This is a genomic window from Stenotrophomonas sp. PI_27 (genome assembly GCF_027854495.1).
GTDB lineage: Bacteria > Pseudomonadota > Gammaproteobacteria > Xanthomonadales > Xanthomonadaceae > Stenotrophomonas > Stenotrophomonas pavanii.
The window spans coordinates 87,179-112,444 of sequence record NZ_JAJNOF010000010.1 but is presented as its reverse complement, the minus strand read 5'-3'; the positions used below and the strand labels follow the sequence as shown (position 1 = coordinate 112,444).

The window sequence follows — 25,266 nt, the reverse complement described above, 5'->3', positions numbered from 1 at the left end:
TCCCGGCCTCCCCCTATGGCGGCCGTGGCCGCGCATCGTGCCGCGCGAACGGGCTGTCATGCAAGGCCCAACCCGTGCAGGCGGCGGTCGTGCTGCGCAGCGGAGATCATGCGCACGCGGCGGGAGTCACCGCCCACCGCGCAACGGTGCTGACGGGAACGCGCCCTGCCGCGGCGCCGTCAACGCCGCCGGCGCCTGCGATCCACGTACAGGGTCCTGGCGATGCTCAGCACGACGCCGACGGCGATGCCCACCACGCAGCCCAGCAGCAGGTTGTCGGCGCCCAGCCCTACGCCCACGCCGACCACGGTGGCGATGATCATTTCGGCGGTGTGGGAAATCGGTTCGGGCTTCGGGGCGGACATGCAGGCTCCAGCATCAGTTCGGTTCGGGACGGGCCGAAGGCCCGGAAACGACAAGGCCGGGTTGCCCCGGCCTCGTCTGGTGTTACGTGCAGCGGGCCGTCAATGCGATTCGGCCGGGCCTGCGATCGGCGGCAGCGGGCGGGCGTCGCCGCCCTTGTCGTTGCCACCGTCCTTGTTCGACTTGCTCCAGCCCGCCGGCGGCGGCGGATCGCGGCCTTCCATGATGGCGTCGATCTGCGGCGCGTCGATGGTCTCGTACTGCAGCAGCAGCTGCGACATCGCATGCAGCTTGTCGATGTTCTCGGTCAGCAGCTGGGTGGTGCGGGCATAGGCCTTGTCGAGGATGTTGCGCACTTCCTCGTCGATCCGGCGCGCCGTGTCGTTGGACACGCTCTTGTGCTGGGTGACCGAACGGCCCAGGAACACCTCGTCATCCTCTTCGCCATAGGCGATCGGGCCGAGCTGCTCCGACAGGCCCCACTTGGTGACCATGTTGCGAGCCATCTTGGTGGCGCGCTCGATGTCGTTGGAGGCACCGGTGGTGACCTTGTCCTCGCCGAAGATCAGCTCTTCGGCGACACGGCCGCCGTACAGGGAGCACAGCTGCGACTGGATCGCCACGCGGTTCATCGAGTACTTGTCGCCTTCCGGCAGGTACATCGTCACGCCCAGCGCACGGCCGCGCGGAATGATGGTGACCTTGTAGACCGGATCGTGCTCGGGGACCAGGCGGCCGACGATGGCGTGACCCGCTTCGTGGTACGCGGTGAGGGTCTTCTCGTCCTCGCTCATGGCCATCGAGCGGCGCTCGGCACCCATCAGGATCTTGTCGCGGGCACGGTCGAAGTGGTCCATGCGGACTTCCTTCTCGTTGCCGCGCGCGGCGAACAGGGCCGCCTCGTTGCAGAGGTTGGCCAGGTCGGCGCCGGAGAAGCCCGGAGTACCCCGCGCGATCACCATCGGCTCGACGTCGTCGGCCAGCGGCAGCTTGCGCATGTGGACCTTCAGGATGTGCTCGCGGCCCTTCACGTCCGGCAGGCCGACCACGACCTGGCGGTCGAAACGGCCCGGGCGCAGCAGCGCCGGGTCCAGCACGTCCGGACGGTTGGTGGCGGCGATCACGATCACGCCTTCACCGCCCTCGAAACCGTCCATTTCGACCAGCAGCTGGTTCAGGGTCTGCTCGCGCTCGTCATGGCCACCGCCCAGGCCGGCGCCACGATGGCGACCGACGGCGTCGATTTCGTCGATGAAGATGATGCACGGGGCATGCTTCTTGGCCTGCTCGAACATGTCGCGCACGCGGCTGGCGCCGACGCCGACGAACATTTCCACGAAGTCCGAACCGGAGATCGAGAAGAACGGCACCTTGGCTTCGCCGGCAATGGCCTTGGCCAGCAGCGTCTTGCCGGTACCCGGCGGCCCGACCATCAGCACGCCGCGCGGAATCTTGCCGCCCAGCTTGGTGAACTTCGACGGGTCGCGCAGGAAGTCGACCAGCTCGCCCACTTCTTCCTTGGCCTCGTCGCAGCCGGCGACGTCGGCGAAGGTGACCTTGATCTGGTCCTCGCCCTGCAGCTTGGCGCGCGACTTGCCGAAGGACATCGCGCCCTTGGCACCGCCACCGCCGCCCTGCATCTGGCGCATGATGAACAACCAGAAGCCGATGATCAGGATGACCGGCAGGAAATTCATCAGGATCGCGCCGAGGGAAATGCCGCTGGACGGCTCCTCCTGCACGATTTCCACGTTCTTGGTACGCAGCACGTTGATCAGGTCCCGATCGAACGGCGCGGTGATGGTGGACGACTGCCCACCACGGGTGGTGTAGGTCAGCTGGCTGGTGCCGCCGCGCATGTCGCCGCCGAAGGCGACCTTCTGCACGTTGCCACTGTCCACCTGGTCCAGGAACTGCGAGTAGGACGCACCCTGCGCGCCCGCCCCCGAGGTCTTGGGCGAGAAGCTCTGGAAGACCACCATCAGCACGACGGCGACGACCACCCATAGCAGGAGGTTCTTGGTCAAGTCGTTCATCCTCATTGGCTCCGGTGTTCCTCTCAGTGCTGGCGTTGCGTGGGGGTCGAACTTGCGTACAGTGCGAGCTTACTTCATGTGGGCGCGTTTTCCCTGACCCAAGGCATACACCTCGGGGGAGCGCTTGCGCGAGGCTTCCGGCTTGCGGATGGAGACCTTGTCGTACCGGCGGCGCATGTCGCGCACGTAGTCGTCAAAGCCCTCACCCTGGAACAGCTTGATCAGGAATGCCCCACCGGTCTTGAGGTGGTTGTCGGCAAAATCCAGGGCCAGCTCCGCCAGGTGCATCATCCGCGGCTGGTCGACCGCGCCCACACCACTCTTATTGGGGGCCATGTCCGACAGCACAAGGTCTACCGGCTGGTCCCCGAGCATGGCTTCAAACTGTGATAGGACGGCTTCTTCCCTGAAGTCACCATGAAGGAACTCCACGCCGGCCAGCGGCGGCATGTCCAGGATGTCCAGTGCCAGCACGCGACCGGTGTCGCCGATCTGTCTCCGAACCTGCTGAGACCAGCCACCGGGGGCCGCGCCAAGGTCGACCACCACCATGTGCGGCTTCAGCAGGCGGTCACGTTCGAGCAGCTCCTCGAGCTTGTAGGCGGCGCGCGAGCGCATGCCCTCGGCCTGCGCCTTCTTCACGAAGGGGTCGGAGAAGTGTTCCTTGAGCCAGCGCTGGCTGCTTTTGCTGCGGGTAGCCATTGAAAATAGGGGCTGATGGGGTCCTCATGATACCCTGATCGCCCCATTCAACCGTGTTTTCCTGCATGTCCATCGCCCTGACCGCCTCCCAGACCCGTTTCCTGCGCGGCCAAGCCCACGACCTGAAGGCCCTGCTGCAGACCGGCGGCAAGGGTGTGACCCCGGCCTTCATCGCGGAGCTGAACGAAGTGCTGGAGCGCCACGAACTGGTCAAGGTAAAGGTCGCCGCAGAGGATCGCGACGCCCGTGACGCGATGATCGGCGAGATCGTCGAAGCCACCGGGAGCGCACTGGTGCAGCGCATCGGCCACGTCGCGGTGCTGTACCGCCCGAGCAAGGAACAGCGTCAGATCGTGCTGCCGCGCGGCTGATCGTCCCACCGTCATGCAGCTGAACCACGAACCGCCGGATTACGCCTACAGCCTGCGCGCCGCCGATGGCCGCTCGGCCAAGGTGAATGACCAGGTGCTGGGTGGCAGTTTCTTCCTCACCCCGGACCAACTGGTCACGCACTGGCCGGTGGCAAGTGCCGCCGCGCTGCAGCTGGCGGACCTGGAGCCGATCCTGGCGCTGAACCCGGCGCTGATCGTGCTGGGCACGGGTGACCGTCAGGTGTTCCCGCCTGCGGTGGTGATGGCCGCCTGCCTGTCGCGTGGCATCGGCCTGGAGGTGATGAACAATCCAGCCGCCGCGCGCACCTTCAACATCCTGGCCGGCGAAGGCCGCAAGGTCGCCGCCGCCTTCATCCTGGAAGGCTGAATTCGAGGCGCCGGGTGCCGCCCGGCGCTAGCTGCGCGAAGGCGTGCAGCGGAACGCGGAGAACGCCTGCAGCCGACCGATCAGGTTGCCGCCCTGCCCCCAGCGGATCTCCATGACCTGCCAGTCCTGGCCCTGCCGCTGCAGCAGGACCCGGTCGGTCCAGCGATAGTCACCCACCGCCAGATCGACCGGTACCCACGTGGCGTTGCCGGTGGATCCGGGCATTCCCACGCTCACCGTCTGCGGTCGATCCGGCGCCATCAGGTAGGGACTCTGGTCGAGCATGTGCGGCTTCTCGTCAGGCGCAGCCAGTGTGGTACATGCCCGCTCGTAAGCGCGCTGCGCCTCGACCGCTGAGCGCAGGGCATCGCCCAGCAGCGGCGCAATGGCCGCGTCGTCCGACGCCGGCGCCTGGACGACAGCGTACAGGCGGGTAACCACCTCGCGCGGATCGGTGCTGGCGGCGGACAGCGGCGCGACGATGAACAGCGGCAGGAAGACGGCGAAGCGGCTCATACGGCACCGGTTTGGCTGGGTGCGCAGCAGCATGCCGCGTTCCGCGCCCATCGGGAAGGTTGAGATACGTCTCTCAAACGCGCGCCTCGCCCGGCCCGACGCCACCAGGCGAGGACGCCGGGCGTGGCCCGGCGCTTGTGCATCCGGCGATCAACGCGCCGGGAGGTATTGCTGCGGGTCGACCGGCTTGCCGTTGTAGCGGGTGAGCTGACGGCGCTTGCGGCCCATGGGCCGTGCCGTCGGTGAACGCCCGGCGCGCTGCGCCGGGCCGGGGATCCGCCCAGATGGCGAACCTGCGATCAACGCGTCGGGAGGTATTGCTGCGGGTCGACCGGCTTGCCGTTGTAGCGGGTGAGCTGACGGCGCTTGCGGCCCATGGGCCGTGCCGTCAGTGAACGCCCGGCGCGCTGCGCCGGGCCGGGGATCCGCCCAAGTGGCGAACCCGCGATCAACGCGCCGGGAGGTATTGCTGCGGGTCGACCGGCTTGCCGTTGTAGCGGGTGAGCTGACGGCGCTTGCGGCCCATGGGCCGCGCCGTCGGTGAACGCCCGGCGCGCTGCGCCGGGCCGGGGATCCGCCCAGATGGCGAACCCGCGATCAACGCGCCGGGAGGTATTGCTGCGGGTCGACCGGCTTGCCGTTGTAGCGGATCTCGAAGTGGACCATGTCGCGGTTCGCGCCGGTGCGGCCCATCTCGGCGATCTGCTCGCCTGCCTTCACGCTCTGCCCTTCGTTCACCAGGCGCTTGCGGTTGTGGCCATAGGCCGACAGCCACTGGTCGCTGTGCTTGATGATGATCAGCTCGCCGTAGCCGACCAGGCCGGCGCCGGAGTACACCACCACACCGTTGGCGGTGGCCTTGACCGGCTGGCCGCTGGTACCGGCGATGTCCACGCCCTGCTTGGTCGCATCGCCGGCAACGTAGCGGCCGACGATGGCGCCATCGGCCGGCCAGCGCCAGGCGATATTGCTCTTCACCGGACCGGCCGGTGCCGGGGTCGGCGCAGTACTGCCAGCGCTGCTGCCACCCGGGCGCGGCGCAGTGACCACCGTAGTCGGCGCACGACCACCACCCGCACCCGGCGGATACAGGCGGATCACCTGGCCCGGGTAGATGGTCGAAGGATTGTCCAGGCTGTTCCACGCGATCAGGTCGGCCGGCGTGATGTCATGGATGCGGGCCAGCGCATAGATGGTGTCGCCCTTGCGCACCACCACGGTCTGCCCGGGCTTGGGCACCGAGGTCTTCGGCGTGGTCACCGCACCACCGGCACTGCCGCCGCCCGGGCGGACCACGGTGGCGGTGCCGCAGGCGGCCAGGGTGGAAACCAGCAACGCCAGCGCGCCGATGCGCACTCCCTTGCTCAGACGATCAGGACTCATGCGAACTTCGACCTCCATACAAGCCAGGCGATCAGCACCACCACCAGCGCGGTGGCGATCCAGCCCAGCGGTTCAATCCAGCGACGCAATGCCGCTTCGGCACGCGCACCACCGATACGGATCACCGCAGCCAGCACGAACACGCGCTTGCCGCGACCGATCAGCATGCTCAACAGATACTGCGGCATCGGTACGCCGACGATACCCGATGCCCACGTGAAGACCTTCATCGGGATCGGCATGAAGCCGCCCAGCACCAGGAAGGTGAACACCGCCCACGGCGATTCGGCCATCTTCGCCTGCACGGTGGTAATGCCCTGTTCGATCGCAGGCAACATGCCCAGCGCTTCGAACAGTGGCTTGATCGCCTCGAAGGCGTAATGCCCCAGCGCGTAGCCGACCAGTGCGCCGACCATCGAGCCCGCCAGGCTGAGGGTGGCGAACCACCAGCCCCGCTTGGGCTGGGCCACGCACATCGGCGCCAGCATCACCTCCGGCATCACCGGGAAGATGATGGCTTCGAAGAAGCTCAACACCGTCAGGTAGGTCGGCGCGCGTTCGTGCGCCGCCCACTTCATCGCCCGCTCGTACAGCGGCCCGAAAATCTTCATGCAACCCTGCTCCGTGGATTAGTCGAGCATGCCAGACAGCAGCGGCACGAACGTGACCGGCGCCAGCACGCGTTGTTCGATGCTGCCATCGGATCTGCGGTCCAGCTGCACCAGCGACTGCCCGCCCGGGCCACCGACCGGTGCGACCAGACGCCCGCCTTCGGCCAGCTGCCCGACCAGTTCGTCGACCAGCGCCGGCGCCGCGGCAGTGACCACGATGGCATCGAACGGACCGTGCTCGGCCCAGCCAGCGCGGCCGTCGTCATGCTTGGTGCGGATGTTCATGCCCAACGCACGGAAGCGCTTGCGCGCCTGGCGCAGCAGGTCGCCGATCCGTTCCACGGTGTAGACCTCCAGGCCCAGCGCGCCGAGGATGGCGGCCTGGTAGCCGGAACCGGTGCCGACTTCCAGCACCCGCTTCGGCGCGACCTGGAGGACCGCCTCGGTCATCCGCGCAACCACCCAGGGCTGCGAAATCGTCTGCCCGTGGCCGATCGGCAGCGCGGTGTCCTCATAGGCACGCGACGCCAGCGCTTCATCAATGAACAGATGGCGCGGCACCACGCGGATCGCATTCAAGGTGGACTCATCGGCGATGCCGGCCTCGCGCAGGCGGTCGACCAGGCGGTCACGCACGCGCTGCGAGGTCATGCCGATACCCACGGCCTCCGGCTGCAGTCGCAGGCGCGGACTCATGCCGGCTGGTCCAGCGCGGCGCTGAGGCCGCCGACCCAGCTGGCCACCTTTTCAAGAGCCTGGTAGCGGGTCAGGTCCACCTGGATCGGCGTGATCGAGATATGGCCGGTGCGCACGGCGTGGAAGTCGGTACCGGGGCCGGAGTCCTGCTCGCGGCCGGCCGGGCCGATCCAGTACACCTCGTTGCCGCGCGGATCCTTCTGCGCGATGCAGCCCTCGGCGCGGTGCCGGTTGCCGAGACGGGTGACCTCGAAGCCCTTCACCTCGCTCCACGGCAGGTCCGGCACGTTGACATTGAGGATGGTGTCGGCCGGCAGCGGATCGGCCTTGAGCCGGGTGACGATCTCGACCGCCGCGCGCGCCGCAGTTTCATAGTGCTTCGGGTCGTGGTTGCGGCTGACCAGCGACACCGCCACGGCGGGCAGTCCAAGGAAGCGACCTTCCATCGCAGCCGAGACGGTGCCGGAATAGATCACGTCGTCGCCGAGATTGGCGACATTGTTGATGCCGGACACGACAATGTCGGGCTCGAACTCAAGCAGGCCGGTCAACGCCAGATGCACGCAGTCGGTCGGTGTACCTGCCACCGAAACGGTGTAATGGTTGATGCGCTTGAGCCGGATCGGCAGGTCCAGGGTCAGCGAATTGCTAGCACCGGAGCGGTCGCGGTCGGGCGCGACCACCGTGACTTCGTGTCCAGCCTCGCGCAGCACCGAGGCAAGCATCCGGATGCCTGCGGCGTCGACGCCATCGTCATTGCTGACCAGGATTCGCATCTTCGATTTAACCGCTTGATTTTCCAAGAATTCGATTCCGTCACCGTGCAGTGTGGGCGGGACCGTCGCGCTCCCCTGCGGAAGCCGTCGACCCTGCAAGGGCATCGTCTATTGTGCCGCATGCGGGCCGCCGGTCCTACCCTGCCGGCGGTCACGACCGACATCGAACCGTCATAGGCAGACCTGCGCCGGCGGTTTACCCTGTGCGCATGTCGCACCCTGAAGACGAAGATCCCGCCGCGCTGTTCCGTGCGGCCATCGGCGCAGTGACGCCGCTGCGCAAGGATGCCGAGCCGGCGCCTGCCGCGCCCCGGCCGAAGCCGCGCGCGCGGATGGCCGAACGTGACGAGGCCGAGGCAGCCGGCGAGTTCGCCCGGCTGCTGCGCGACAGTACTCCGCTGGAAGCTGGCGACGTGGCCAGCTATCGCCGCGACAACCTGCCGCCGCGCCTGTTCCAGCGCCTCAAGCGCGGCCAGTACTCGGTGCAGGACGAGCTGGACCTGCACGGTGCCACCGCCGCGCAGGCCGAAGCCCTGCTGCGCCAGTTCCTGCTGGAGGCACATGCACACGAATATGGCTGCGTGCGCATCATCCACGGCAAGGGATTGCAGTCAGATGGCGGGGCGCCGGTGCTGAAGAACCTGGTTGACCGCCTGCTGCGGCTGCGCAACGACGTGCTGGCGTTCCATTCGGCGCCGACCGGCCAAGGCGGGACCGGCGCGGTACTGGTGCTGCTGGCACGGCGCTGAAAAAGGGGACGCCGTGTGTCCAGGTAGAGTCGACTGTCAGTCGACTGCTCTTCCAGCGGCAAGCGAATACCCCGTGCTGCGCGCGCAAGTCGACTGACAGTCGACTCTACCGCGCGCCCTGCTCAGGCCTGCGAGGCGTCTTCGACGGGGCCGAGTTCGTGCAGTACGGCGGTGGCGTAGCAGCCCGGCGGCAGCGCGAACGAGAGTTCCAGTACATCACTGGCCAGCCACTGATGCTGCAGCAATGCCGGGCGCAGGCGCAGCGCGCGCCGTTCCTGCTTCAACCGCGCCTCTTCCAGGCCGGCCCGCAGCGCCTTCGATTCGTCGTCGTCCAGCGCGGCCAGCTCCAGCGCGCGTGCGGCATCGGCGCTGCGCAGCTCGCCTTCGCCCCACAACGGCGCGCTGGGATGGATGTCGAAACGCGCCAGGCGCTCGGCCAGCACGTCGGTGTACGGCTCGGGACCGAACACGCTGCGGCTGCCGTCGAGCATCCACACTTCACCCTGCAGCGGCTGATCCCAGTTGCCCTGCTCCACGCGTGCGGCGAGCACGCGGTTGAACAGCGCCGAACGGGCAGCCGACAGCAACAGCGAACGCTGGTCCTTGCGCATGCGGCGACCACCGAACATCGCCAGTGCCGCTGGCACGTTGCCGCCATCGCGCCCGAAGCGCTGTTCGCCGAACCAGTTCGGCAGGCCGCGTTCGGCAATCTGCTGCAGGCGTTCGCTGATTGCGGCGGCATCACCCCGCACTTCGCGCAGCACCAGCCTGAAGCGGTTGCCGGCCAGGGCGCCGCGCTGCAGCTTGCGGTTGTGCCAGGTCGCGTCGAGCACCTCGATCTCGTCGCTGGCCAAACCGGCCAGGTCCGGTGCGATGCGCTTGGGCAGGTGCACGCTGAAACGCTGGGTGGTGACCGCGTTGCGATCCTTCATGCCGGCATAGCTCACTGCCATCTCCGGCAGGCCCGCCCACGTGGCCAGCCGCTTGGCCACATGCACGGTGTTGGCACCGCGCTTGCGGATGTGCAGCAGCAGGTGCTCGCCTTCGCCGGTGGCCTCGAACGCCGGCAACTCGTCCACCTGGAAATCCTCCGGCGTGGTGCGGATGCGAGCCGACAGCAACGGCGCACCAAATGCCAACGGCAGCGGGATCATGCCGCCACCAGCAACACGACCGCCTGTGCGGCGATGCCTTCGCCACGGCCGGTGAAACCGAGCTTCTCCGACGTGGTGGCCTTGACGCTGACCGCATCCAGCGGCAGCTGCAGCAGGCCGCCGATGCGCTCGCGCATGGCCAGTGCATGCGGGCCGACCTTCGGACGCTCGCAGATCACGGTGATGTCGGTGTTGCCGACGCGCCAGCCCCGCTCGCGCAGCAGGCCGTCGCAGTGGCGCACGAAGTCACTGCTGTCGGCCCCCTTCCAGCGGTCGTCACTCGGCGGGAAGTGCTGGCCGATGTCACCCAGCGCCAGCGCACCGAGCATCGCGTCGCACAGGGCATGCAGGATCACGTCGCCGTCGCTGTGCGCGAGCACGCCGCAGCTGTGCGGCACGTTCACCCCACCGAGCATGATGTGATCGCCCTCACCGAAGGCATGGACGTCGTAGCCCTGGCCGATGCGGACGGGCGGGAACGGTGCGGTGCTCATGGATGCAACCCTTGCAGCAGGGCCGCGCGGGCGGTCAGCCGGCGCGGCGGGAAAGTACGAATTCGAACCGGTCGAGATCGGCCGGAGTGGTGACCTTGAAGTTGTCCTCGCTGCCTTCCACCAGCAGCGGGCGCTGGCCCTGGCGCTCCATGGCCATGGCCTCGTCGGTGACTTCGACACCGGCGGCAGCGGCTTCGGACAGCGCGCGGCTGAGCTGGTGGCGGCGGAACAGCTGCGGCGTCAATGCACGCCACAGGCGCTCGCGCGGCTCGGTGCCATCGATGCCACCGTCGTCGCCGGCGCGCTTGAGGGTGTCGCGCACCGGTGCGGCCAGGATCGCCCCGACCGGGTCGGCACGACCGACTTCAAGCAGGCGGCCAAGGTCGGCCAGCGACAGGTTGGGCCGGGCCGCATCATGGACCAGCACGAACTCATCGGCGCGCACCGAATCCGGCAGCGCCTGCAGCCCGGCCAGCACCGAGGCGGCACGGGTTGCGCCACCGATGCAGGTCCGTACCGGCTTGCCGGCCCAGTCATTCCAGCCGGGCCAGTCCGCATCGTCCTGGCCGATCACCACCATCGCCCCGGCCACGGCCGGGTGCGCCAGCAGGGCGTCCAAGGTATGGGCAAGCAGGATCTGCCCGCCCGCCTGCAGGTACTGCTTGGGCAGCGGCGCGCCGAAGCGGGTGCCGCGGCCTGCGGCCGGAACCACCACCCAGATCGCCGCGCTCATGGCACATCCGCCGGGTGTTCGCCCGCCGGCGCGTTGGCCCCTGCAGCAGGCTGCGCCGGAGCGACCGGCGCATCCTCGACCACGCGGTAGAACTTCTCGCCGGGCTTGATCATGCCCAGCTCGCTGCGCGCGCGCTCCTCGATGGCGGACTGGCCTTCCTTGAGGTCCTTCACTTCAGCAGCCAGCGCGTCGTTGCGCTGCTGCAGGCCCTCGTTGTCCCGCTCCTGGTTGGCGACCTGGGCTTCGAGCATCATCACTTCGCCCGAATTGCCCGGACCGAACCAGAAGCGGTACTGCAGCCAGCCCAGCAACAGGGCCAGCACCAGCAGCATCCAGCGCCAGTCGCGCATCGGCTCAGCGCTTCAGCGAAACGAACGCGTCACGACCGGCGTAACGCGCGCCGGCGCCGAGGGCTTCCTCAATGCGCAGCAGCTGGTTGTACTTGGCCACGCGATCGCTGCGGCACAGCGAACCGGTCTTGATCTGGGTGGCGGTGGTGGCCACGGCGATGTCGGCGATGGTGGTGTCTTCGGTTTCGCCCGAGCGGTGCGAGACCACGGCGGCATAGCCGGCGCGGTCGGCCATGGCGATCGCTTCCAGGGTTTCGCTGAGCGTGCCGATCTGGTTGACCTTGATCAGGATCGCGTTGGCGGTGCCCGAATCGATGCCTTCCTGGAAGATCTTCGGGTTGGTCACGAACAGGTCGTCACCGACCAGCTGCACCTTCTTGCCGATGCGGTCGGTCAGCAGCTTCCAGCCGGCCCAGTCATTCTCGGCCAGGCCATCTTCGATCGTGATGATCGGGTACTGCGCGGCCCAGTCGGCGAGGAAGTCGACGAACTGCTCGGAGGTCAGGCGCTTGTTCTCGCCGACCAGGTTGTACTTGCCGTTCTCGAAGAACTCGCTGGAGGCCACGTCCAGGCCCAGCAGCACGTCTTCACCGGCGGTGTAGCCGGCCTTGCCGATCGCTTCGAGGATGGTGTCGAGTGCTTCGACGTTGCTGCGGAAGTCCGGCGCGAAACCGCCCTCGTCGCCCACCGCCGTGCTCAGGCCGTGGCCCTTCAGCACCGACTTCAGCGAATGGAAGATTTCGGTACCGGCACGCAGCGCTTCGGAGAACGAGGTGAAGCCGACCGGCAGCACCATGAACTCCTGGAAGTCGACGTTGTTGTCGGCATGCGCGCCGCCGTTGATGATGTTCATCATCGGCACCGGCAGCGACGGGGCCACCCCGGTCTTGGCCGCCAGGTACTGCCACAGCGCCTGCTTGTTCGACGCGGCAGCGGCGTGCGCAGCGGCCATCGAAACACCCAGCAGTGCGTTGGCGCCCAACCGACCCTTGTTCTCGGTGCCGTCCAGATCGATCAGGCGACGGTCGAGGCCGGCCTGGTCGGTGGCTTCGAAGCCCTTCAGCGCGGCGGCAATCGTGGTGTTGACGTTGTCGACGGCCTTGCGCACGCCCTTGCCCAGGTAACGGGTCTTGTCGCCGTCACGCAGCTCGACCGCTTCCTTGGTGCCGGTCGAGGCGCCGGAGGGAACCGCGGCGCGACCGAACGAACCGTCCTCCAGGATGACTTCGGCTTCCAGCGTGGGGTTGCCACGGCTGTCGAGGATTTCACGGGCGTGGATGCTGCGGATCGTACTCATGGTCGGGCCGGTTACCTGTCTGGAGAGGGGGCGACAAAACGAATGCCGCGTGATTATCCCCGGCTGCCCGCCACTTGCCAAATGGCGCGGGCGCCGTCAGGCCAGACTGGCCCAGCAACGCGCCGCCAGCGCCGGCGCGATCAGACCCCGGGCCGATCACGCCTTGCCAGGGTCGCATTCATCAGAGCAGCCCGTAGAACAGGGCGCCGAGCCACAGCGAGAGCAGGATGATCGCCAGGCCGGCCGCCACCTTGCCACGGTTCAGGCGCCACGCCAGTCCGGCGGCAGCGATGCAGCCCACGGCCGCCACCAACTCCCCGATCAGCAGCGCGATGAAGCAGGCGCGCAGGTTGAAGCCGCTGCCACCATCACCCGGCGGGCGCACGGACGCGGCGCCGATCAGCACCAGCCCGAACATGCCCGCGGTGAACAGCACGGCCAGGCCCAGCGCGATCAGGCCCCATGGCCACTGCCTCCAGTGCCGGCGCTGACGCTGGCTTTCCAGCGCCAGCCACGGGTCACGGCTCACGCAAAGCGCGAGAAGCCGTGCTTCTTGGTCACCGCGTCGAGCTCCATCAGGGTCTCGAGCAGTGCTTCCATCTGGTCCAGCGGCCACGCATTGGGGCCATCGGACAGGGCCTTGGACGGATCCGGATGGGTCTCGGCGAACAGGCCGGAGATGCCCACTGCCACTGCAGCGCGCGCCAGCACCGGCACGTGCTCGCGCTGGCCACCGGAACTGGTGCCCTGCCCGCCCGGCAGCTGCACCGAATGGGTGGCATCGAACACCACCGGGCAACCGGTATCGCGCATCACCGCCAGCGAGCGCATGTCGCTGACCAGGTTGTTGTATCCGAAGCTGGCACCGCGCTCGCAGACCATGATCTGCTCGTTGCCGGTGGCCTTGGCCTTCTCCACGACCGGCTTCATGTCCCACGGCGCCAGGAACTGGCCCTTCTTGATGTTGACCGGCTTGCCGGCCGAGCACACCTTGCGGATGAAGTCGGTCTGGCGAACCAGGAACGCCGGGGTCTGCAGCACATCCACCACCGAGGCCACTTCGTCCATCGGGGTGTATTCGTGGACGTCGGTCAGCACCGGCACGCCGATCTGCTTCCTGACCTCGCCCAGGACCTTCAGGCCCTCTTCCATGCCCGGGCCGCGGAACGCGGTGCCCGAGGTGCGGTTGGCCTTGTCGAAGCTGGACTTGAAGATGAAGTTGACGCCGAGCTTGTCGGTGATTTCCTTCAGCTTGCCGGCGGTATCGAGCTGCAGCTGCATCGACTCGATCACGCAGGGTCCGGCGATCAGGAACAGGGGCTGGTCCAGCCCGACCTCGAATCCACACAGTTTCATGGCGTTTCCTTGTTGTCCGCGGCACCGGCCGGGCCGGTGCGCTGGGGGTTTAAGCATGCAGGATGGGGGCCGAAGCCCCCATTCACAAGTCAGGCGCGCGCTTCGGAAAGCAGCTTGCCGCCCGCCTTGCGCTCGCGCGCGGCACGGATGAAACCGATGAACAGCGGATGGCCGTCACGCGGCGTGGACAGGAATTCCGGGTGCGCCTGGCAGGCCAGGAACCACGGATGGGTATCGCGCGGCAATTCGACCACTTCCACCAGCGTGTCATCCATCGACTTGCCAGCGATCACCAGCCCCGCATCTTCCAGCTGGGTGCGGTAGCGGTTGTTGAACTCGTAGCGGTGGCGATGGCGCTCGGCGACCACGTCCTTGCCGTACAGCTCACGGGCCAGCGTGCCCGGCTTCAGGCGCTGTTCCTGCAGGCCAAGGCGCATGGTGCCGCCAAGATCGCTCTTGTCGTCACGCTTCTCGACATCGCCGCTGGCGGTGCGCCATTCGGTGATCAGGCCGATCACCGGGTTCGGCGACTGGCGGTCATTCTCGGTGCTGTTGGCGCCTTCCAGGCCAACCACGTTGCGGGCGTAGTCGACCACGGCCGCCTGCATGCCGTAGCAGATGCCGAAGTACGGCACGTGCTGCTCGCGGGCGAACTTGGAGGTCAGCACCTTGCCTTCGAAACCACGGTCACCGAAGCCACCCGGCACGAGGATGCCGTCGACATCGGCCAGTGCGGCCATGTCGGTGCCCTCCAGGTCCTGCGCTTCCAGCCACTTCAGGTTGACCTTGGTGCGCTGGCGCAGGCCACCGTGCTTCAGCGCCTCGCCTACCGACTTGTAGGCATCCTGGTGATCGACGTACTTGCCGACCACCGCGATGGTGACTTCATCCAGCGGATGCAGGGTTGCGTCAACCGCATCCTCCCACATCGACAGATCGACCGGACCGGCCTTGTCAGCCAGCTTCAGCTGGTTGACCACGATCTCGTCCAGGCCCTGCGCGTGCAGGCCCGACGGAATGCGGTACAGCACGTCGACGTCCGGCACGCTGATCACCGCGCGCTCGGAGACGTTGGTGAACTGGGCGATCTTGCGGCGCTCCGAGTCCGGCACGGTCTGTTCGGAGCGGCACAGCAGCACGTCCGGCTGGATGCCGATCGAGCGCAGTTCCTTCACCGAATGCTGGGTCGGCTTGGTCTTCAGCTCACCCGCGGCGCCGATGTACGGCACCAGGGTGAGGTGCATGAACAGCGCCTTCTCCGGCCCGCGCTCGGTGCGCACCTGGCGGATCGCTTCCAGGAACGGCAGCGACTCGATGTCGCCGACGGTACCGCCGATCTCGACCAGCGCGACGTCGTAGCCCTCGGTGGCCTCATCGATGCAGCGGCGGATCTCGTCGGTGATGTGCGGAATGACCTGCACGGTCGCGCCGAGGTAATCACCACGACGCTCCTTGCGGATCACGTTCTCGTAGATGCGACCGGTGGTGACCGAGTTCTTGCGGCTCAGGCGGGTACGCACGAAGCGCTCGTAGTGGCCCAGGTCGAGGTCGGTCTCGGCACCGTCGTCGGTGACATAGACCTCGCCATGCTGGAACGGACTCATCGTGCCCGGGTCCACGTTGATGTACGGGTCGAGCTTCATCATCGTGACCTTCAGGCCACGGGCTTCGAGAATGGCGGCCAGCGACGCGGCGGCAATGCCTTTGCCGAGCGAGGACACCACGCCGCCGGTTACGAAAATCAAGGGAGTCATGGCTGCAAGCATCCTGTCTGGAAATGGAAAACGGCAGCGCCACGCGCACCCGGAGGGCGGGCATGGTGCTCAGAGGGGGTTTTCCGGTTCGCTGGAACAGCGAGGGAGGTGCGGATCCGCGCGGCAGGCGCCGGACCGGGACCACCGTGCGAGGTCGGGGCGGCCGTGCCGGCCACATCGACCGTCACCTGCGACCCGCATTGCTGGCGGCCACGCTTGGCCGTGCCAGCCCATTCGCAAAGGGTGGACACGCACTTACTCCCGGAAAGCCATAGTTTACAGATTGATGGCCGCCAACCCAAGGGGCAGACGCCACGTTCCTCAAAAGAAACGCCCCGCTGGGCGGGGCGTTCCGGAGCGCAGCCCTTGTCGCAAGGGCGTCTGGCAGGCCGTGGGATCAGCGCTTCTTACGCGCTTCCTCTTCCTCTTCCTGCTGCGGGGTCGGCTGGCCCTGCGCCTTCATTTCGGCATTGGCCTGGGCACGGCGCTTCGCCTTGGCGTCGGCCTCGGCCTGCGCCCTGTCGGCCTGGTCACCCTGCTGCGGGGCCGGCTGGCCGGCGTTCTGCGCCACCACCAGCGGCACTGCAACGGCGGCAGCGGCCAGGATCGCAATGGTCAGCAACTTCTTCATGGAGTCCTCCTCGCGGTATGGCTGGGATGTGCGGGCGCCGGCGTTCAGAATCCAGCGGCTGTCATTTTACCCCCTCCCCGCCATCGAGGCTGAACCGCAGGCGTGCAAAATCGCCGTCCAGACCGCACACTTGCGCGTCGCTCCGCGCTTTAGAACATAGATGAACGCCCGCTATAACGCCGCCGATATTGAAGTCCTGTCCGGCCTTGACCCGGTCAAGCGCCGTCCCGGCATGTACACCGACACCGCGCGCCCGAACCACCTGGCGCAGGAAGTGATCGACAACTCGGTGGACGAGGCCCTCGCCGGCCACGCCCGCTCGATCGAGATCACCCTGTACAAGGACGGCAGCGTGGAGGTCAGCGATGACGGCCGCGGCATGCCGGTGGACATCCATCCGGAAGAGAAGATCCCCGGCGTCGAGCTGATCCTCACCCGCCTGCATGCCGGCGGCAAGTTCAGCAACAACAACTACACCTTCTCCGGCGGCCTGCACGGCGTCGGCGTCAGCGTGGTCAACGCGCTGTCGACCCTGGTGGAGGTGCACATCAAGCGCGAAGGTGCCGAGCACCGCATCACCTTCCGCAACGGCGACCGCGCCACGCCGCTGGAAGTGGTCGGCAGCGTCGGCAAGAAGAACACCGGTACCCGCGTGCGCTTCTGGCCGGACCCGAAGTACTTCGATACGCCGAAGTTCGCGGTGCGCGCGTTGAAGCACCTGCTGCGCGCCAAGGCCGTGCTGTGCCCGGGCCTGACCGTGAAGCTGACCGACGAAGCCACCGGTGAAGTCGATACCTGGTACTACGAGGACGGCCTGCGCGATTACCTGAAGCTGGAACTGGGCGAGCGCGAATCGCTGCCGGCCGACCTGTTTGTCGGCAACCTCAAGAAGGACACCGAGGTGGTGGACTGGGCCGTGGCGTGGCTGCCGGAAGGCGAGCTGGTGCAGGAAAGCTACGTCAACCTGATCCCCACCGCCCAGCACGGCACCCATGTCAACGGCCTGCGTACCGGCCTGACCGAGGCGCTGCGCGAGTTCTGCGACTTCCGCAACCTGCTGCCGCGCGGCGTCAAGCTGGCCCCGGAGGACGTGTGGGACCGCGTGTCGTTCGTGCTGTCGCTGAAGATGACCGACCCGCAGTTCAGCGGCCAGACCAAGGAACGCCTGTCCTCGCGCCAGGCGGCCGGCTTTGTCGAGGGCGCCGCCCACGACGCCTTCAGCCTGCTGCTGAACCAGAACGTGGAACTGGGCGAGAAGATCGCGCAGATCGCCATCGAGCGCGCCAGTGCACGCCTGAAGACCGAGAAGCTGGTCGTCCGCAAGAAGGTCACGCAGGGCCCGGCCCTGCCCGGCAAGCTGGCTGACTGCATCAGCCAGGACCTGTCCCGCACCGAGCTGTTCCTGGTCGAGGGTGACTCGGCAGGTGGCAGTGCCAAGCAGGCGCGCGACAAGGACTTCCAGGCGATCCTGCCGCTGCGCGGCAAGATCCTCAATACCTGGGAAGTCTCGTCCAACAGCGTGCTGGCCTCGGAGGAAGTGCACAACCTGGCCGTGGCCATCGGCTGCGACCCGGGCAAGGACGACATCACCGGCCTGCGCTACGGCAAGGTGGTGATCCTGGCCGACGCGGACTCCGACGGCCTGCACATCGCAACCCTGCTGACCGCGCTGTTCCTGAAGCACTTCCCGGCGCTGGTCGATGCCGGCCACGTCTTCGTGGCGATGCCGCCGCTGTTCCGCATCGATGTGGGCAAGCAGGTGTTCTACGCCCTGGACGAGGAAGAAAAGCGTTCGATGCTGGACAAGATCGAGCGCGAGAAGATCAAGGGCGCGGTCAACGTCACCCGCTTCAAGGGCCTGGGCGAGATGAACCCGAACCAGCTGCGCGAGTCGACCATCCACCCGGATACGCGCCGCCTGGTGCAGCTGACCGTGGACGATGGCGAACAGACCCGCTCGCTGATGGACATGCTGCTGGCCAAGAAGCGCGCCTCCGACCGCAAGGGCTGGCTGGAGTCGAAGGGCGACCTCGCCTCGCTGGAAGTCTGATACCGGCGTGGGGTCGGATCCGTTTCCTGACAGGAGACGGCTCTGAGCCGGTTGCCCGGTAGTGCCGGCCGCTGGCCGGCAACCTCGACGGCCGGCCAGCGGCCGGCACTACCGGTTCATGCGCCCTTGGCATTACGCCCCCATCGGCAAACCCGGCAGCGCCATAATGCGCGTCCACCCGTGTGGACCATCGTATTGGCCAGCCACTCGCTGCTGTTCCCCGGCCTGCCGCTGCACAGTGCACGGCTGGTCCTGAGCCCGATCCGCCGTGACGACGCCGCCGCGCTGTTCACGCTGCAGTCCAACCCCGATGTGATGCGCTGGTGGAACCATCCGGCCTGGACACGCCAGGCCGAAGCACGCGCGCAGATCGACGATGATCTGGCCGCCCAAGCCATCGGCAGCCAGCTGAAGCTGGCGGTGCGTGAATCGCTGGAGGGTCCGCTGCTGGGCATCTGCGTGGTGTTCGCGGTGGACCGCGATGCAGCGCGCGCCGAGATCGGCTACCTGCTGGCACCTGATCGGCAGGGACAGGGCTACATGCACGAGGCCCTGCAACAGGTGCTGGCCTACCTGTTCCGCACCCTGCACCTGCATCGGGTGGAAGCCGAGATCGATCCGCGCAATGCGCCATCCGCGCACGTGCTCGAACGCCTCGGCTTCCATCGCGAAGGCGTGCTGCGCCAGCGCTGGCGGATCCAGGGGGAACTGGCCGACTCGGCCGTCTATGGCCTGCTGGCCGATGACGAAGCGGCCGCCACCCTGCCGGCTTGACCCAATCTGGCCAGTCGTGGCCACAACGCCACGCCATGCCTTTGGACACATACGGCATGGGCTGCCACCGGCCTAGCATCGGAATCCCCTTCCGCTGCCGATCCGGTGCCATGAAGTCCCTGCTGCACACTGCCGCGCTCTGCGTCGGCCTGCTCGTCGCCCCTGCCAGCGTGCTGGCGGCGCCCGACGCCGACCCCAAGCCCGACCCGAAAGACGACAAGACCGAAGCGCCTGCGCTGCCCGCCGATGCCTCGGCGCGCCAGAGCATGCGCCTGGCAGGTCGCACGCTCGACTACACCGCCACCGTCGGCACCCTGCCGGTGCGCGATGCCAAGGGCAAGGTGATCGCCGATGTGGTGTTCACCGCCTATACGATGCCGGGCAAGGACCGGCCGGTGACCTTCGCGCTCAACGGCGGTCCCGGCGCGTCGTCGGTGTACCTCAACATGGGCGCGATCGGACCCAAGGTGGTGACCTTCGGCTCCGAGGGTGACAGCGCGTCGGCGCCGGCGACCCTGCACGACAACCCGGGTACCTGGCTGGACTTCACCGACCTGGTGTTCATCGATCCGGTCGGCACCGGCTTCAGCCGCGCGCGCATTGGCGACGAGGAAGCGAAGAAGCAGCTGTACAACCCTGCTGCCGACATCGAATACCTGTCGCGCTCGATCTACGACTGGCTGCTGCGCAACCAGCGCATGGCATCGCGCAAGTACCTGACCGGCGAGAGCTACGGTGGCTACCGTGGCCCGCGCATCACCCACTTCCTGCAGACCCGGCTGGGCGTGGCGATGAACGGCCTGGTACTGGTTTCGCCCTACCTGAGCCCGACCCTGGAAGACAACGCCGACGTCTCGCCGATGGCGTGGATGCAGACGCTGCCGTCGATCGCTGCCGCGCACCTGGAGCGCCAGGGCAGGTTGACCGATGCGGCGATGCGTGAGGTGGTGGAGTACACCCGTGGCGACTACGCCACCGCATTGATGAAGGGCCGCAGCGATCCGCAGGCAACCGAGGCGATGCTGCGCCGGGTGACCGAGCTGACCGGGCTGGACCCGCAGTTCGTGCGCCGTGCCGGTGGCCGCCTGGAAACCCAGGCCTACCTGCGCGAGGTGTTCCGCGACAAGGGCACGCTGGGCAGCCGCTACGACTCCAACGTGACCGCGTTCGACCCATTCCCGAATGATCCGGAACAGCGCGCCAACGATCCGCTGCTGGACAGCATCATCGCGCCGACCACCACGGCGATGGTCGACTTCGTGACACGCGTGGTCGGCTGGAAAGTAGATGCGCGCTACCAGGCGCTGAACTACGACGTGAACCGGTTGTGGGACCGCAATGGCGAACTGCGCCAGGGCGCGGTGACCCAGCTGCGCCAGGCGGTGGCGATCGACCCGCACCTGCAGGTGCTGATCGTGCATGGCTGGAACGACCTGTCGTGCCCGTTCATGGGATCGATCCTGACCGTGGACCAGATGCCGACGATGGGCAGCGATCCGGACCGGGTGCAGGTGCGCAGCTATCCGGGCGGGCACATGTTCTACAGCCGGGCCGACAGCCAGGCGGCGTTCCGCAAGGATGTGCAGGCCCTGTTCCAACGGAATTGAGGGGTTCGGCCGGGCCTGTGGCCCGGCACCCGCTGACAGCTACGGCAAGATCAACGGCAAAAGCGGGCTTCCTGAGGGCTGGCGAGGTGGGGTGGATAGGCAGGACACGCCGTAAACCCGTCCATGGGGGCTCGATGGCGCCATCCATGGCGCCAACGGTCCTGCCTATCCACCCCACCCCGCCGCTGACAGGTTCCTGCTGCTGTTGGTGGGTGCCGACCGTTGGTCGACACGCTGGATACTGAAGAATGATCTGCCATGAAAAAAGCCCGCCGGAATCCGGCGGGCTTTTTTCGATTGTCGGGGTCAGATCCCTTTCCTCAGGGGAAGGGCTCTGACCCCAGGGCTGCGGGCATCAGGTCCAGCCGAACAGCTCGAACAGCTTCAGGATCAGGTAGGCGCAACCGCCGGCCGCCGGGATGGTCAGGATCCAGGCCCAGACGATGCGCTCGATCACGCCGAACTTCAGCGAACGCGGGTTCTTGGCGAAACCGACGCCCATGATCGCGGTGGAGATGCTGTGCGTGGTCGAGACCGGCATACCGAAGTGGGCCGCCAGGGTCAGGATGGTGGCCGAGCTGGTCTCCGCGGCGAAACCGTGGATCGGGTGCAGCTTGACCATCTTGTGGCCCAGGGTCTTGATGATTTTCCAGCCGCCCGAAGCGGTACCGGCCGCCATCACCACCGCACAGGTCAGCACGATCCACATCGCGATGCCGTCACCGGCATGCGCATCCGGGTGCATGAAGGCCAGCCAGGACGGCAGGTCATCCAGTGCGCCGGTGGCTTCGGCACCGATCAGGGTCATGGCGATGATGCCCATCGTCTTCTGGGCGTCATTGTGGCCGTGGGCAAAGCCCATGTAGGCCGCCGACGCGATCTGCGCCTTGCCGAAGAACGCGTTGACGATGCGCGGACGGGCCAGGCGGCCGATGGCACCACCGATCTTGGCCAGGCCGGCGATCAGCGCCCACAGCAGCACCATCACCACGATGCCGAGCAGGAAGCCGGCGATCGGCGAGGTGATCATCGGCACGAACACCTTCCACAGCAGGCCCTTGTTCTGCGCCCAGCTGCCCAGGCGCTCGGACCAGATCAGCGCGTCCCAGTTGTTGTGGGCCGCGGCCAGGCCGGCACCGCAGAGGCCACCGATCAGCGCGTGCGAGGACGAGGACGGCAGGCCCTTCCACCAGGTGATCAGGTTCCAGATGATGCCGCCCAGCAGGGCGCACAGGATCACCTGCGGGGTGACCTCGACCACGTTGGTGTTGAGCAGGCCCGAGGCGATGGTCAGCGCCACCGCGGTGCCGGTCAGCGCACCGATGAGGTTCATGAAGGCGGCCAGCATCACCGCCCAGCCGGGCGAGAGCACCTTGGTCGCCACCACCGTGGCAATGGAGTTGGCAGTGTCGTGGAAGCCGTTGATGAACTCGAAGACGAGCGCGGCCAGGATCACCACCAGGACAAGGGTCAACATGCGGCGGCGTCCGTCAGCTGTTCTTCAACACGATCTGGTACGCCACCACGCCGGCCTCGCGGCAACGGTCGATGGCCTTTTCCAGGATCTCGAAGAATTCCTTCAGCAGGAACATCTGCAGGTTGTCCAGGCGGCCCGAATAGATGTCGCGGTACAGCTCGAGCATCAGGCGGTCGGCCTCGTTCTCCAGCGAGCGCAGCTTCTCGTTGAGCGCGGTCATCCGGTCCAGGTTCATGTGGCGCAGGTCGGCCACCATCTCCACCACCACGCCGGCGGCCTGTTCCAGCATCGCCGCGCGCGGCGCGAAGTCGATGTGCTCCAGGTGGGTCGTGGCCAGCGAATAGCGATCGGCGAACTTCTCGATCTGCTTCGGAATCTTGTACAGCGCCGAGCCCAGCGCTTCGATGTCTTCGCGCTCGATCGGGGTCATGAAGCTGTCCACCAGCGCCTGGCTGATCTTGTCCGAGGCGGCGCGTTCGCGCAGGCGGGCCAGCTTGAAGGCGTCCAGCGCGGGCTGGCGATCGGCCTCGCGCAGCATGGAATGCAGTGCCTTGGCGGCGTCGGACGCCGCGACGGCAGCCTCATCGAGCAGGGTGTAGAACTGTTTGCCGGAACCGAAAATGGTCTGCAGAGAGAACATTGAGAAACCTGTCAGCCGTCGCGGGAAGGACGGCACCAGACGGAATTATGACGGCTAGATGACCATCACGGGTATCCCCGCCCCCTTTCGGGGCGCCGGAACCCCCAACCTGAACAGGCGGTTGCCACCCTGCCACGCCCCTTTGCTAAGATGCCAGCGCGCCTTCGGGCGCACCTTATGGACGACGACCCTTATCCCCCTGCGCCGCGCCGGACCCCGTTCCTGAGCGCCTGCCGCCATCGCAAGCACCCGCCCTCCCTGCCACCAACCGGGGACGACGCCCGTGTTTGAAATGATCCTGATTGTCTTCGCGCTTGTTCTGCTGAACGGCTTCTTCGCCATGTCCGAGATGTCGGTCATGACCTCGCGCAAGAGCCGCCTGAAGCAGATGGCTGCCACCTCCAAGCGCGCGGCCAAGGCGCTGGAGCTGTCGGAGAAGCCGGAGAGCTTCCTGTCCACCGTGCAGATCGGCATCACCGTGATCGGCGTGCTCACCGGCTACCTCGGCGGTGAGGCGCTGGGCGAGGCCTTCGCCGGCTGGATCCAGGGCCTGATGCCGGGGTTTGCTTACGCGGGCAACATCGGTACCGCGCTGGCCGTCAGCCTGATCACCTTCATCACGCTGATCTTCGGCGAACTGGTGCCCAAGCGCCTGGCGCTGACCCGCTCGGAAGCCATCGCCGGCCTGGTCGCGATGCCGATGAGCTGGCTGGCCAAGCTGGCCCTGCCCTTCGTCTGGCTGCTGTCCAAGACCACCCAGCTGGTGCTGCGCCTGTTCGGCCTGGGCAAGGATGAAGTCGCCTCGGTGACTGAAGAAGAGATCCGCATGCTCGTGGCCGAGAGCCATGAAGCCGGCGTGATCGACGCCCACGAGCGCGACATGATGAACCGTGTCATGCGCCTGGGTGACCGCACCGCCGACAGCCTGATGACCCCGCGCAACCGCATTGCCTGGCTGGACACCCAGGCCGGGCTGGAGCGCAACCTGGAAATCATGGCCGAGCACGAGTTCTCGCGGTACCCGGTGTACCGCGACAACGACATGGACGTGGTCGGCGTGCTTGAACTGAAGTCGCTGGCCACGCGCATGGCGCGCGGCGACAACGCGCTGTTCCAGACCCTGCGCGAACCGCTGTACGTCTCCGAATCGACCCATGCGATGAAGCTGCTGGAAATTTTCCGCGAGGAACAGCAGTCGATGGCGCTGGTGGTGGACGAGTACGGCGAGATCCAGGGCCTGGTGACCATCAGCGACCTGATGGGCGCCGTCGTCGGCCGCCTGCAGGCGGTGGAGAATGCCGATGAAGACGCGCTGGTGGTGACCCGCGAGGACGGTTCGCTGCTGGTGGATGGCTCGCTGCCGATCGAAGACCTGCGCGAGCTGATCGGCAGCAACGAGCTGCCCGATGCCGAGGACGGCGATTACTACACCCTGGCCGGCATGTGCATCCACTACTTCGGCCGCATCCCGCACGCAGGCGAGTACTTCGATTGGGCCGGCTGGCGCTTCGAAGTGGTCGACCTGGACGGTGCGCGGGTGGACAAGCTGCTGCTGCGCACGCTGTCCGACGAGCAGGCCGATGAGCTCACCGCCTGAGGCCGGCCAAGGTCAAGGCGGCGAGCGCCCGGCCTACCGCAACGAGGGCATCCGCACCCTGCTGGAGATGTTTGCCTCCGGCGACCCGGCCGAGCACATGCCGCTGGGCCAGATTCTCGGGAACCTGCAGCAGAGCGCGTTCGGCGTGTTCCTGTTCGTGGCGATCCTGCCGTCCTTCATCCCGATCCCGGGCATGGGCGGCGCGGTCAGCGGCCCGCTGGTGATCCTGATCGGCCTGCAGATGCTGTTCTGCCTGCGACGGCCCTGGCTGCCCGGTTTCATCGCCCGCCGCGGGCCCAAGCGCGGCACCATGCACCGTTTCCTGGACCGCATCGACCGGCCGCTGCGGCGCCTGGACAGGATGCTGAGGCCACGCCTGCCGCAGCTGCTTACGCCCCTCCCCGCCCACGCCTTCAGCGGCCTGCTGCTGGTGCTGCTGGGCCTGCTGCTGTCGTTGCCGATTCCCTTCACCAACTTCCTGTTCGGCTTCCAGCTGCTGCTGTTTTCGCTGGCGCTGCTGGAACGCGATGGCGCGCTGATGCTGTTCAACTGGATCGCCGCGTTGGCGGCGATCGCCTTCTTCGGTTTCAGTTCGGGGCAGCTGGTGGGTTACACGGTGGACCTGTTCCAGCGCTGGTTCTGAGCCGGAACCCGGTAGAGCCGGCCGCTGGCCGGCCGCCACGTTTCCAGGTCTGCCGGCCAGCGGCCGGCACTACCAGTACCCGGACACCGGTCATCACCGACTGAGGCTGTTCAACTGG

General features: G+C 67.1%; 27 protein-coding genes. 8 read left to right on the top strand and 19 right to left on the bottom strand.

Going from position 1 to position 25,266, the window contains the following annotated elements; translation table 11 throughout:
* Positions 1–179: 179 nt before the first annotated feature.
* The 3 genes from LRM18_RS14180 to rlmE all read right to left on the bottom strand — a co-directional run bounded on the left by LRM18_RS14180 (position 180) and on the right by rlmE (position 3,101).
* Positions 180–365: a hypothetical protein gene (locus LRM18_RS14180; protein ID WP_049469015.1), complete on the bottom strand. Its 186-nt coding sequence runs from the start codon at positions 363–365 to the stop codon at positions 180–182.
* Positions 366–464: 99 nt separating this feature from the next.
* Positions 465–2,399, bottom strand: coding sequence for an ATP-dependent zinc metalloprotease FtsH (gene ftsH / locus LRM18_RS14175; RefSeq protein WP_049469014.1), 1,935 nt, complete (start codon positions 2,397–2,399; stop codon positions 465–467).
* 69 nt (positions 2,400–2,468) lie between these two features.
* Positions 2,469–3,101, bottom strand: a complete 633-nt coding sequence (rlmE, locus tag LRM18_RS14170) for a 23S rRNA (uridine(2552)-2'-O)-methyltransferase RlmE (protein WP_005409014.1) — start codon at positions 3,099–3,101, stop codon at positions 2,469–2,471.
* 65 nt (positions 3,102–3,166) lie between these two features.
* Between rlmE and yhbY the strand changes: the two genes are divergently transcribed.
* Both yhbY and LRM18_RS14160 read left to right on the top strand, forming a co-directional pair.
* The gene (gene yhbY / locus LRM18_RS14165; RefSeq protein ID WP_049469012.1) at positions 3,167–3,472 is read left to right on the top strand and encodes a ribosome assembly RNA-binding protein YhbY; all 306 of its coding nucleotides are present in this window, start codon (positions 3,167–3,169) and stop codon (positions 3,470–3,472) included.
* Between the two features lie 13 nt (positions 3,473–3,485).
* A complete protein-coding gene (locus tag LRM18_RS14160; RefSeq protein WP_014646710.1) occupies positions 3,486–3,860 on the top strand; it encodes an Mth938-like domain-containing protein in 375 nt (124 codons plus the stop codon).
* Between the two features lie 27 nt (positions 3,861–3,887).
* On the opposite strand, the gene LRM18_RS14155 is transcribed toward LRM18_RS14160, so the two are convergent.
* The 5 genes from LRM18_RS14155 to surE form a co-directional block, all read right to left on the bottom strand.
* Positions 3,888–4,376: a hypothetical protein gene (locus LRM18_RS14155; protein WP_154331475.1), complete on the bottom strand. Its 489-nt coding sequence runs from the start codon at positions 4,374–4,376 to the stop codon at positions 3,888–3,890.
* Between the two features lie 597 nt (positions 4,377–4,973).
* Positions 4,974–5,759, bottom strand: coding sequence for a peptidoglycan DD-metalloendopeptidase family protein (locus LRM18_RS14150; RefSeq protein ID WP_053507016.1), 786 nt, complete (start codon positions 5,757–5,759; stop codon positions 4,974–4,976).
* Entirely contained in the window at positions 5,756–6,370 is a 615-nt protein-coding gene (locus LRM18_RS14145) for a YqaA family protein (protein WP_014036746.1), read from the bottom strand. Before LRM18_RS14145 ends, LRM18_RS14150 begins: the two co-directional genes overlap by 4 nt.
* Before the next feature lie 18 nt (positions 6,371–6,388).
* Entirely contained in the window at positions 6,389–7,066 is a 678-nt protein-coding gene (locus LRM18_RS14140; protein WP_270954856.1) for a protein-L-isoaspartate(D-aspartate) O-methyltransferase, read from the bottom strand.
* On the bottom strand, positions 7,063–7,842 hold the full coding sequence (gene surE, locus LRM18_RS14135; protein WP_270954855.1) for a 5'/3'-nucleotidase SurE: 780 nt from the start codon (positions 7,840–7,842) through the stop codon (positions 7,063–7,065). The genes LRM18_RS14140 and surE overlap by 4 nt, the downstream gene beginning before the upstream one ends.
* A gap of 209 nt (positions 7,843–8,051) precedes the next feature.
* Between surE and LRM18_RS14130 the strand changes: the two genes are divergently transcribed.
* Positions 8,052–8,591, top strand: coding sequence for a Smr/MutS family protein (locus LRM18_RS14130; protein WP_049464684.1), 540 nt, complete (start codon positions 8,052–8,054; stop codon positions 8,589–8,591).
* 122 nt (positions 8,592–8,713) lie between these two features.
* Here LRM18_RS14130 and truD read toward each other — a convergent pair whose 3' ends face one another.
* The 9 genes from truD to LRM18_RS14085 all read right to left on the bottom strand — a co-directional run bounded on the left by truD (position 8,714) and on the right by LRM18_RS14085 (position 16,360).
* Positions 8,714–9,745 carry a tRNA pseudouridine(13) synthase TruD gene (truD, locus tag LRM18_RS14125; RefSeq protein ID WP_049464685.1) on the bottom strand — a complete coding sequence of 344 codons (1,032 nt, stop codon included), beginning with the start codon at positions 9,743–9,745 and terminating at the stop codon, positions 8,714–8,716.
* Positions 9,742–10,239: a 2-C-methyl-D-erythritol 2,4-cyclodiphosphate synthase gene (gene ispF, locus LRM18_RS14120; protein WP_049464687.1), complete on the bottom strand. Its 498-nt coding sequence runs from the start codon at positions 10,237–10,239 to the stop codon at positions 9,742–9,744. The genes truD and ispF overlap by 4 nt, the downstream gene beginning before the upstream one ends.
* Before the next feature lie 34 nt (positions 10,240–10,273).
* Positions 10,274–10,972, bottom strand: coding sequence for a 2-C-methyl-D-erythritol 4-phosphate cytidylyltransferase (gene ispD / locus LRM18_RS14115; RefSeq protein ID WP_049464689.1), 699 nt, complete (start codon positions 10,970–10,972; stop codon positions 10,274–10,276).
* On the bottom strand, positions 10,969–11,322 hold the full coding sequence (gene ftsB, locus LRM18_RS14110) for a cell division protein FtsB (RefSeq protein WP_053506901.1): 354 nt from the start codon (positions 11,320–11,322) through the stop codon (positions 10,969–10,971). The genes ispD and ftsB overlap by 4 nt, the downstream gene beginning before the upstream one ends.
* Positions 11,323–11,326: 4 nt before the next feature.
* Positions 11,327–12,619, bottom strand: a complete 1,293-nt coding sequence (gene eno / locus LRM18_RS14105) for a phosphopyruvate hydratase (RefSeq protein WP_049464694.1) — start codon at positions 12,617–12,619, stop codon at positions 11,327–11,329.
* 181 nt (positions 12,620–12,800) lie between these two features.
* Positions 12,801–13,148: a hypothetical protein gene (locus tag LRM18_RS14100; protein WP_053463430.1), complete on the bottom strand. Its 348-nt coding sequence runs from the start codon at positions 13,146–13,148 to the stop codon at positions 12,801–12,803.
* Positions 13,145–13,975: a 3-deoxy-8-phosphooctulonate synthase gene (gene kdsA, locus LRM18_RS14095; protein ID WP_053463431.1), complete on the bottom strand. Its 831-nt coding sequence runs from the start codon at positions 13,973–13,975 to the stop codon at positions 13,145–13,147. The genes LRM18_RS14100 and kdsA overlap by 4 nt, the downstream gene beginning before the upstream one ends.
* An 89-nt stretch (positions 13,976–14,064) precedes the next feature.
* The gene (locus LRM18_RS14090; RefSeq protein ID WP_053506902.1) at positions 14,065–15,729 is read right to left on the bottom strand and encodes a CTP synthase; all 1,665 of its coding nucleotides are present in this window, start codon (positions 15,727–15,729) and stop codon (positions 14,065–14,067) included.
* A gap of 397 nt (positions 15,730–16,126) precedes the next feature.
* The gene (locus tag LRM18_RS14085; RefSeq protein ID WP_270954854.1) at positions 16,127–16,360 is read right to left on the bottom strand and encodes a hypothetical protein; all 234 of its coding nucleotides are present in this window, start codon (positions 16,358–16,360) and stop codon (positions 16,127–16,129) included.
* Positions 16,361–16,520: 160 nt separating this feature from the next.
* On the opposite strand from LRM18_RS14085, the gene parE reads away from it, so the two are divergent.
* The 3 genes from parE to LRM18_RS14070 all read left to right on the top strand — a co-directional run bounded on the left by parE (position 16,521) and on the right by LRM18_RS14070 (position 20,791).
* On the top strand, positions 16,521–18,410 hold the full coding sequence (gene parE, locus LRM18_RS14080) for a DNA topoisomerase IV subunit B (RefSeq protein ID WP_049464702.1): 1,890 nt from the start codon (positions 16,521–16,523) through the stop codon (positions 18,408–18,410).
* A gap of 195 nt (positions 18,411–18,605) precedes the next feature.
* Positions 18,606–19,184 (top strand): GNAT family protein, encoded by a 579-nt coding sequence (locus tag LRM18_RS14075; protein WP_053507024.1) that lies wholly within the window; start codon positions 18,606–18,608, stop codon positions 19,182–19,184.
* A gap of 110 nt (positions 19,185–19,294) precedes the next feature.
* Positions 19,295–20,791 (top strand): S10 family peptidase, encoded by a 1,497-nt coding sequence (locus LRM18_RS14070; protein ID WP_164688104.1) that lies wholly within the window; start codon positions 19,295–19,297, stop codon positions 20,789–20,791.
* A 355-nt stretch (positions 20,792–21,146) separates the two neighbouring features.
* Here the strand turns inward: LRM18_RS14070 and LRM18_RS14065 are convergent, their stop codons facing one another.
* Complete coding sequence (locus LRM18_RS14065; RefSeq protein WP_064238092.1) at positions 21,147–22,268, bottom strand: inorganic phosphate transporter; 1,122 nt, start codon at positions 22,266–22,268, stop codon at positions 21,147–21,149.
* A 13-nt stretch (positions 22,269–22,281) separates the two neighbouring features.
* Positions 22,282–22,908 (bottom strand): DUF47 family protein, encoded by a 627-nt coding sequence (locus tag LRM18_RS14060; RefSeq protein ID WP_004152833.1) that lies wholly within the window; start codon positions 22,906–22,908, stop codon positions 22,282–22,284.
* A gap of 292 nt (positions 22,909–23,200) precedes the next feature.
* Here LRM18_RS14060 and LRM18_RS14055 point away from each other — a divergent pair, with 292 nt between their 5' ends.
* Complete coding sequence (locus tag LRM18_RS14055; protein ID WP_032959200.1) at positions 23,201–24,505, top strand: hemolysin family protein; 1,305 nt, start codon at positions 23,201–23,203, stop codon at positions 24,503–24,505.
* Complete coding sequence (locus LRM18_RS14050; protein ID WP_064238090.1) at positions 24,489–25,148, top strand: exopolysaccharide biosynthesis protein; 660 nt, start codon at positions 24,489–24,491, stop codon at positions 25,146–25,148. The genes LRM18_RS14055 and LRM18_RS14050 overlap by 17 nt, the downstream gene beginning before the upstream one ends.
* Positions 25,149–25,266: the final 118 nt, after the last annotated feature.

What these genes read in the sequence shown, in the direction of transcription:
- LRM18_RS14070 (WP_164688104.1), top strand. Translation starts at nt 19,295, where the DNA reads ATGAAGTCCCTGCTGCACACTGCCGCGCTCTGCGTCGGCCTGCTCGTC.
- truD (WP_049464685.1), bottom strand. Translation starts at nt 9,745, where the DNA reads ATGATCCCGCTGCCGTTGGCATTTGGTGCGCCGTTGCTGTCGGCTCGC.
- ftsB (WP_053506901.1), bottom strand. Translation starts at nt 11,322, where the DNA reads ATGCGCGACTGGCGCTGGATGCTGCTGGTGCTGGCCCTGTTGCTGGGC.
- parE (WP_049464702.1), top strand. Translation starts at nt 16,521, where the DNA reads ATGAACGCCCGCTATAACGCCGCCGATATTGAAGTCCTGTCCGGCCTT.
- LRM18_RS14060 (WP_004152833.1), bottom strand. Translation starts at nt 22,908, where the DNA reads ATGTTCTCTCTGCAGACCATTTTCGGTTCCGGCAAACAGTTCTACACC.
- LRM18_RS14160 (WP_014646710.1), top strand. Translation starts at nt 3,486, where the DNA reads ATGCAGCTGAACCACGAACCGCCGGATTACGCCTACAGCCTGCGCGCC.
- yhbY (WP_049469012.1), top strand. Translation starts at nt 3,167, where the DNA reads ATGTCCATCGCCCTGACCGCCTCCCAGACCCGTTTCCTGCGCGGCCAA.
- LRM18_RS14180 (WP_049469015.1), bottom strand. Translation starts at nt 365, where the DNA reads ATGTCCGCCCCGAAGCCCGAACCGATTTCCCACACCGCCGAAATGATC.
- LRM18_RS14150 (WP_053507016.1), bottom strand. Translation starts at nt 5,759, where the DNA reads ATGAGTCCTGATCGTCTGAGCAAGGGAGTGCGCATCGGCGCGCTGGCG.
- LRM18_RS14155 (WP_154331475.1), bottom strand. Translation starts at nt 4,376, where the DNA reads ATGAGCCGCTTCGCCGTCTTCCTGCCGCTGTTCATCGTCGCGCCGCTG.
- LRM18_RS14055 (WP_032959200.1), top strand. Translation starts at nt 23,201, where the DNA reads ATGATCCTGATTGTCTTCGCGCTTGTTCTGCTGAACGGCTTCTTCGCC.
- ftsH (WP_049469014.1), bottom strand. Translation starts at nt 2,399, where the DNA reads ATGAACGACTTGACCAAGAACCTCCTGCTATGGGTGGTCGTCGCCGTC.
- LRM18_RS14085 (WP_270954854.1), bottom strand. Translation starts at nt 16,360, where the DNA reads ATGAAGAAGTTGCTGACCATTGCGATCCTGGCCGCTGCCGCCGTTGCA.
- surE (WP_270954855.1), bottom strand. Translation starts at nt 7,842, where the DNA reads ATGCGAATCCTGGTCAGCAATGACGATGGCGTCGACGCCGCAGGCATC.
- LRM18_RS14050 (WP_064238090.1), top strand. Translation starts at nt 24,489, where the DNA reads ATGAGCTCACCGCCTGAGGCCGGCCAAGGTCAAGGCGGCGAGCGCCCG.
- ispF (WP_049464687.1), bottom strand. Translation starts at nt 10,239, where the DNA reads ATGAGCACCGCACCGTTCCCGCCCGTCCGCATCGGCCAGGGCTACGAC.
- LRM18_RS14130 (WP_049464684.1), top strand. Translation starts at nt 8,052, where the DNA reads ATGTCGCACCCTGAAGACGAAGATCCCGCCGCGCTGTTCCGTGCGGCC.
- LRM18_RS14145 (WP_014036746.1), bottom strand. Translation starts at nt 6,370, where the DNA reads ATGAAGATTTTCGGGCCGCTGTACGAGCGGGCGATGAAGTGGGCGGCG.
- rlmE (WP_005409014.1), bottom strand. Translation starts at nt 3,101, where the DNA reads ATGGCTACCCGCAGCAAAAGCAGCCAGCGCTGGCTCAAGGAACACTTC.
- LRM18_RS14090 (WP_053506902.1), bottom strand. Translation starts at nt 15,729, where the DNA reads ATGACTCCCTTGATTTTCGTAACCGGCGGCGTGGTGTCCTCGCTCGGC.
- kdsA (WP_053463431.1), bottom strand. Translation starts at nt 13,975, where the DNA reads ATGAAACTGTGTGGATTCGAGGTCGGGCTGGACCAGCCCCTGTTCCTG.
- ispD (WP_049464689.1), bottom strand. Translation starts at nt 10,972, where the DNA reads ATGAGCGCGGCGATCTGGGTGGTGGTTCCGGCCGCAGGCCGCGGCACC.
- eno (WP_049464694.1), bottom strand. Translation starts at nt 12,619, where the DNA reads ATGAGTACGATCCGCAGCATCCACGCCCGTGAAATCCTCGACAGCCGT.
- LRM18_RS14065 (WP_064238092.1), bottom strand. Translation starts at nt 22,268, where the DNA reads ATGTTGACCCTTGTCCTGGTGGTGATCCTGGCCGCGCTCGTCTTCGAG.
- LRM18_RS14140 (WP_270954856.1), bottom strand. Translation starts at nt 7,066, where the DNA reads ATGAGTCCGCGCCTGCGACTGCAGCCGGAGGCCGTGGGTATCGGCATG.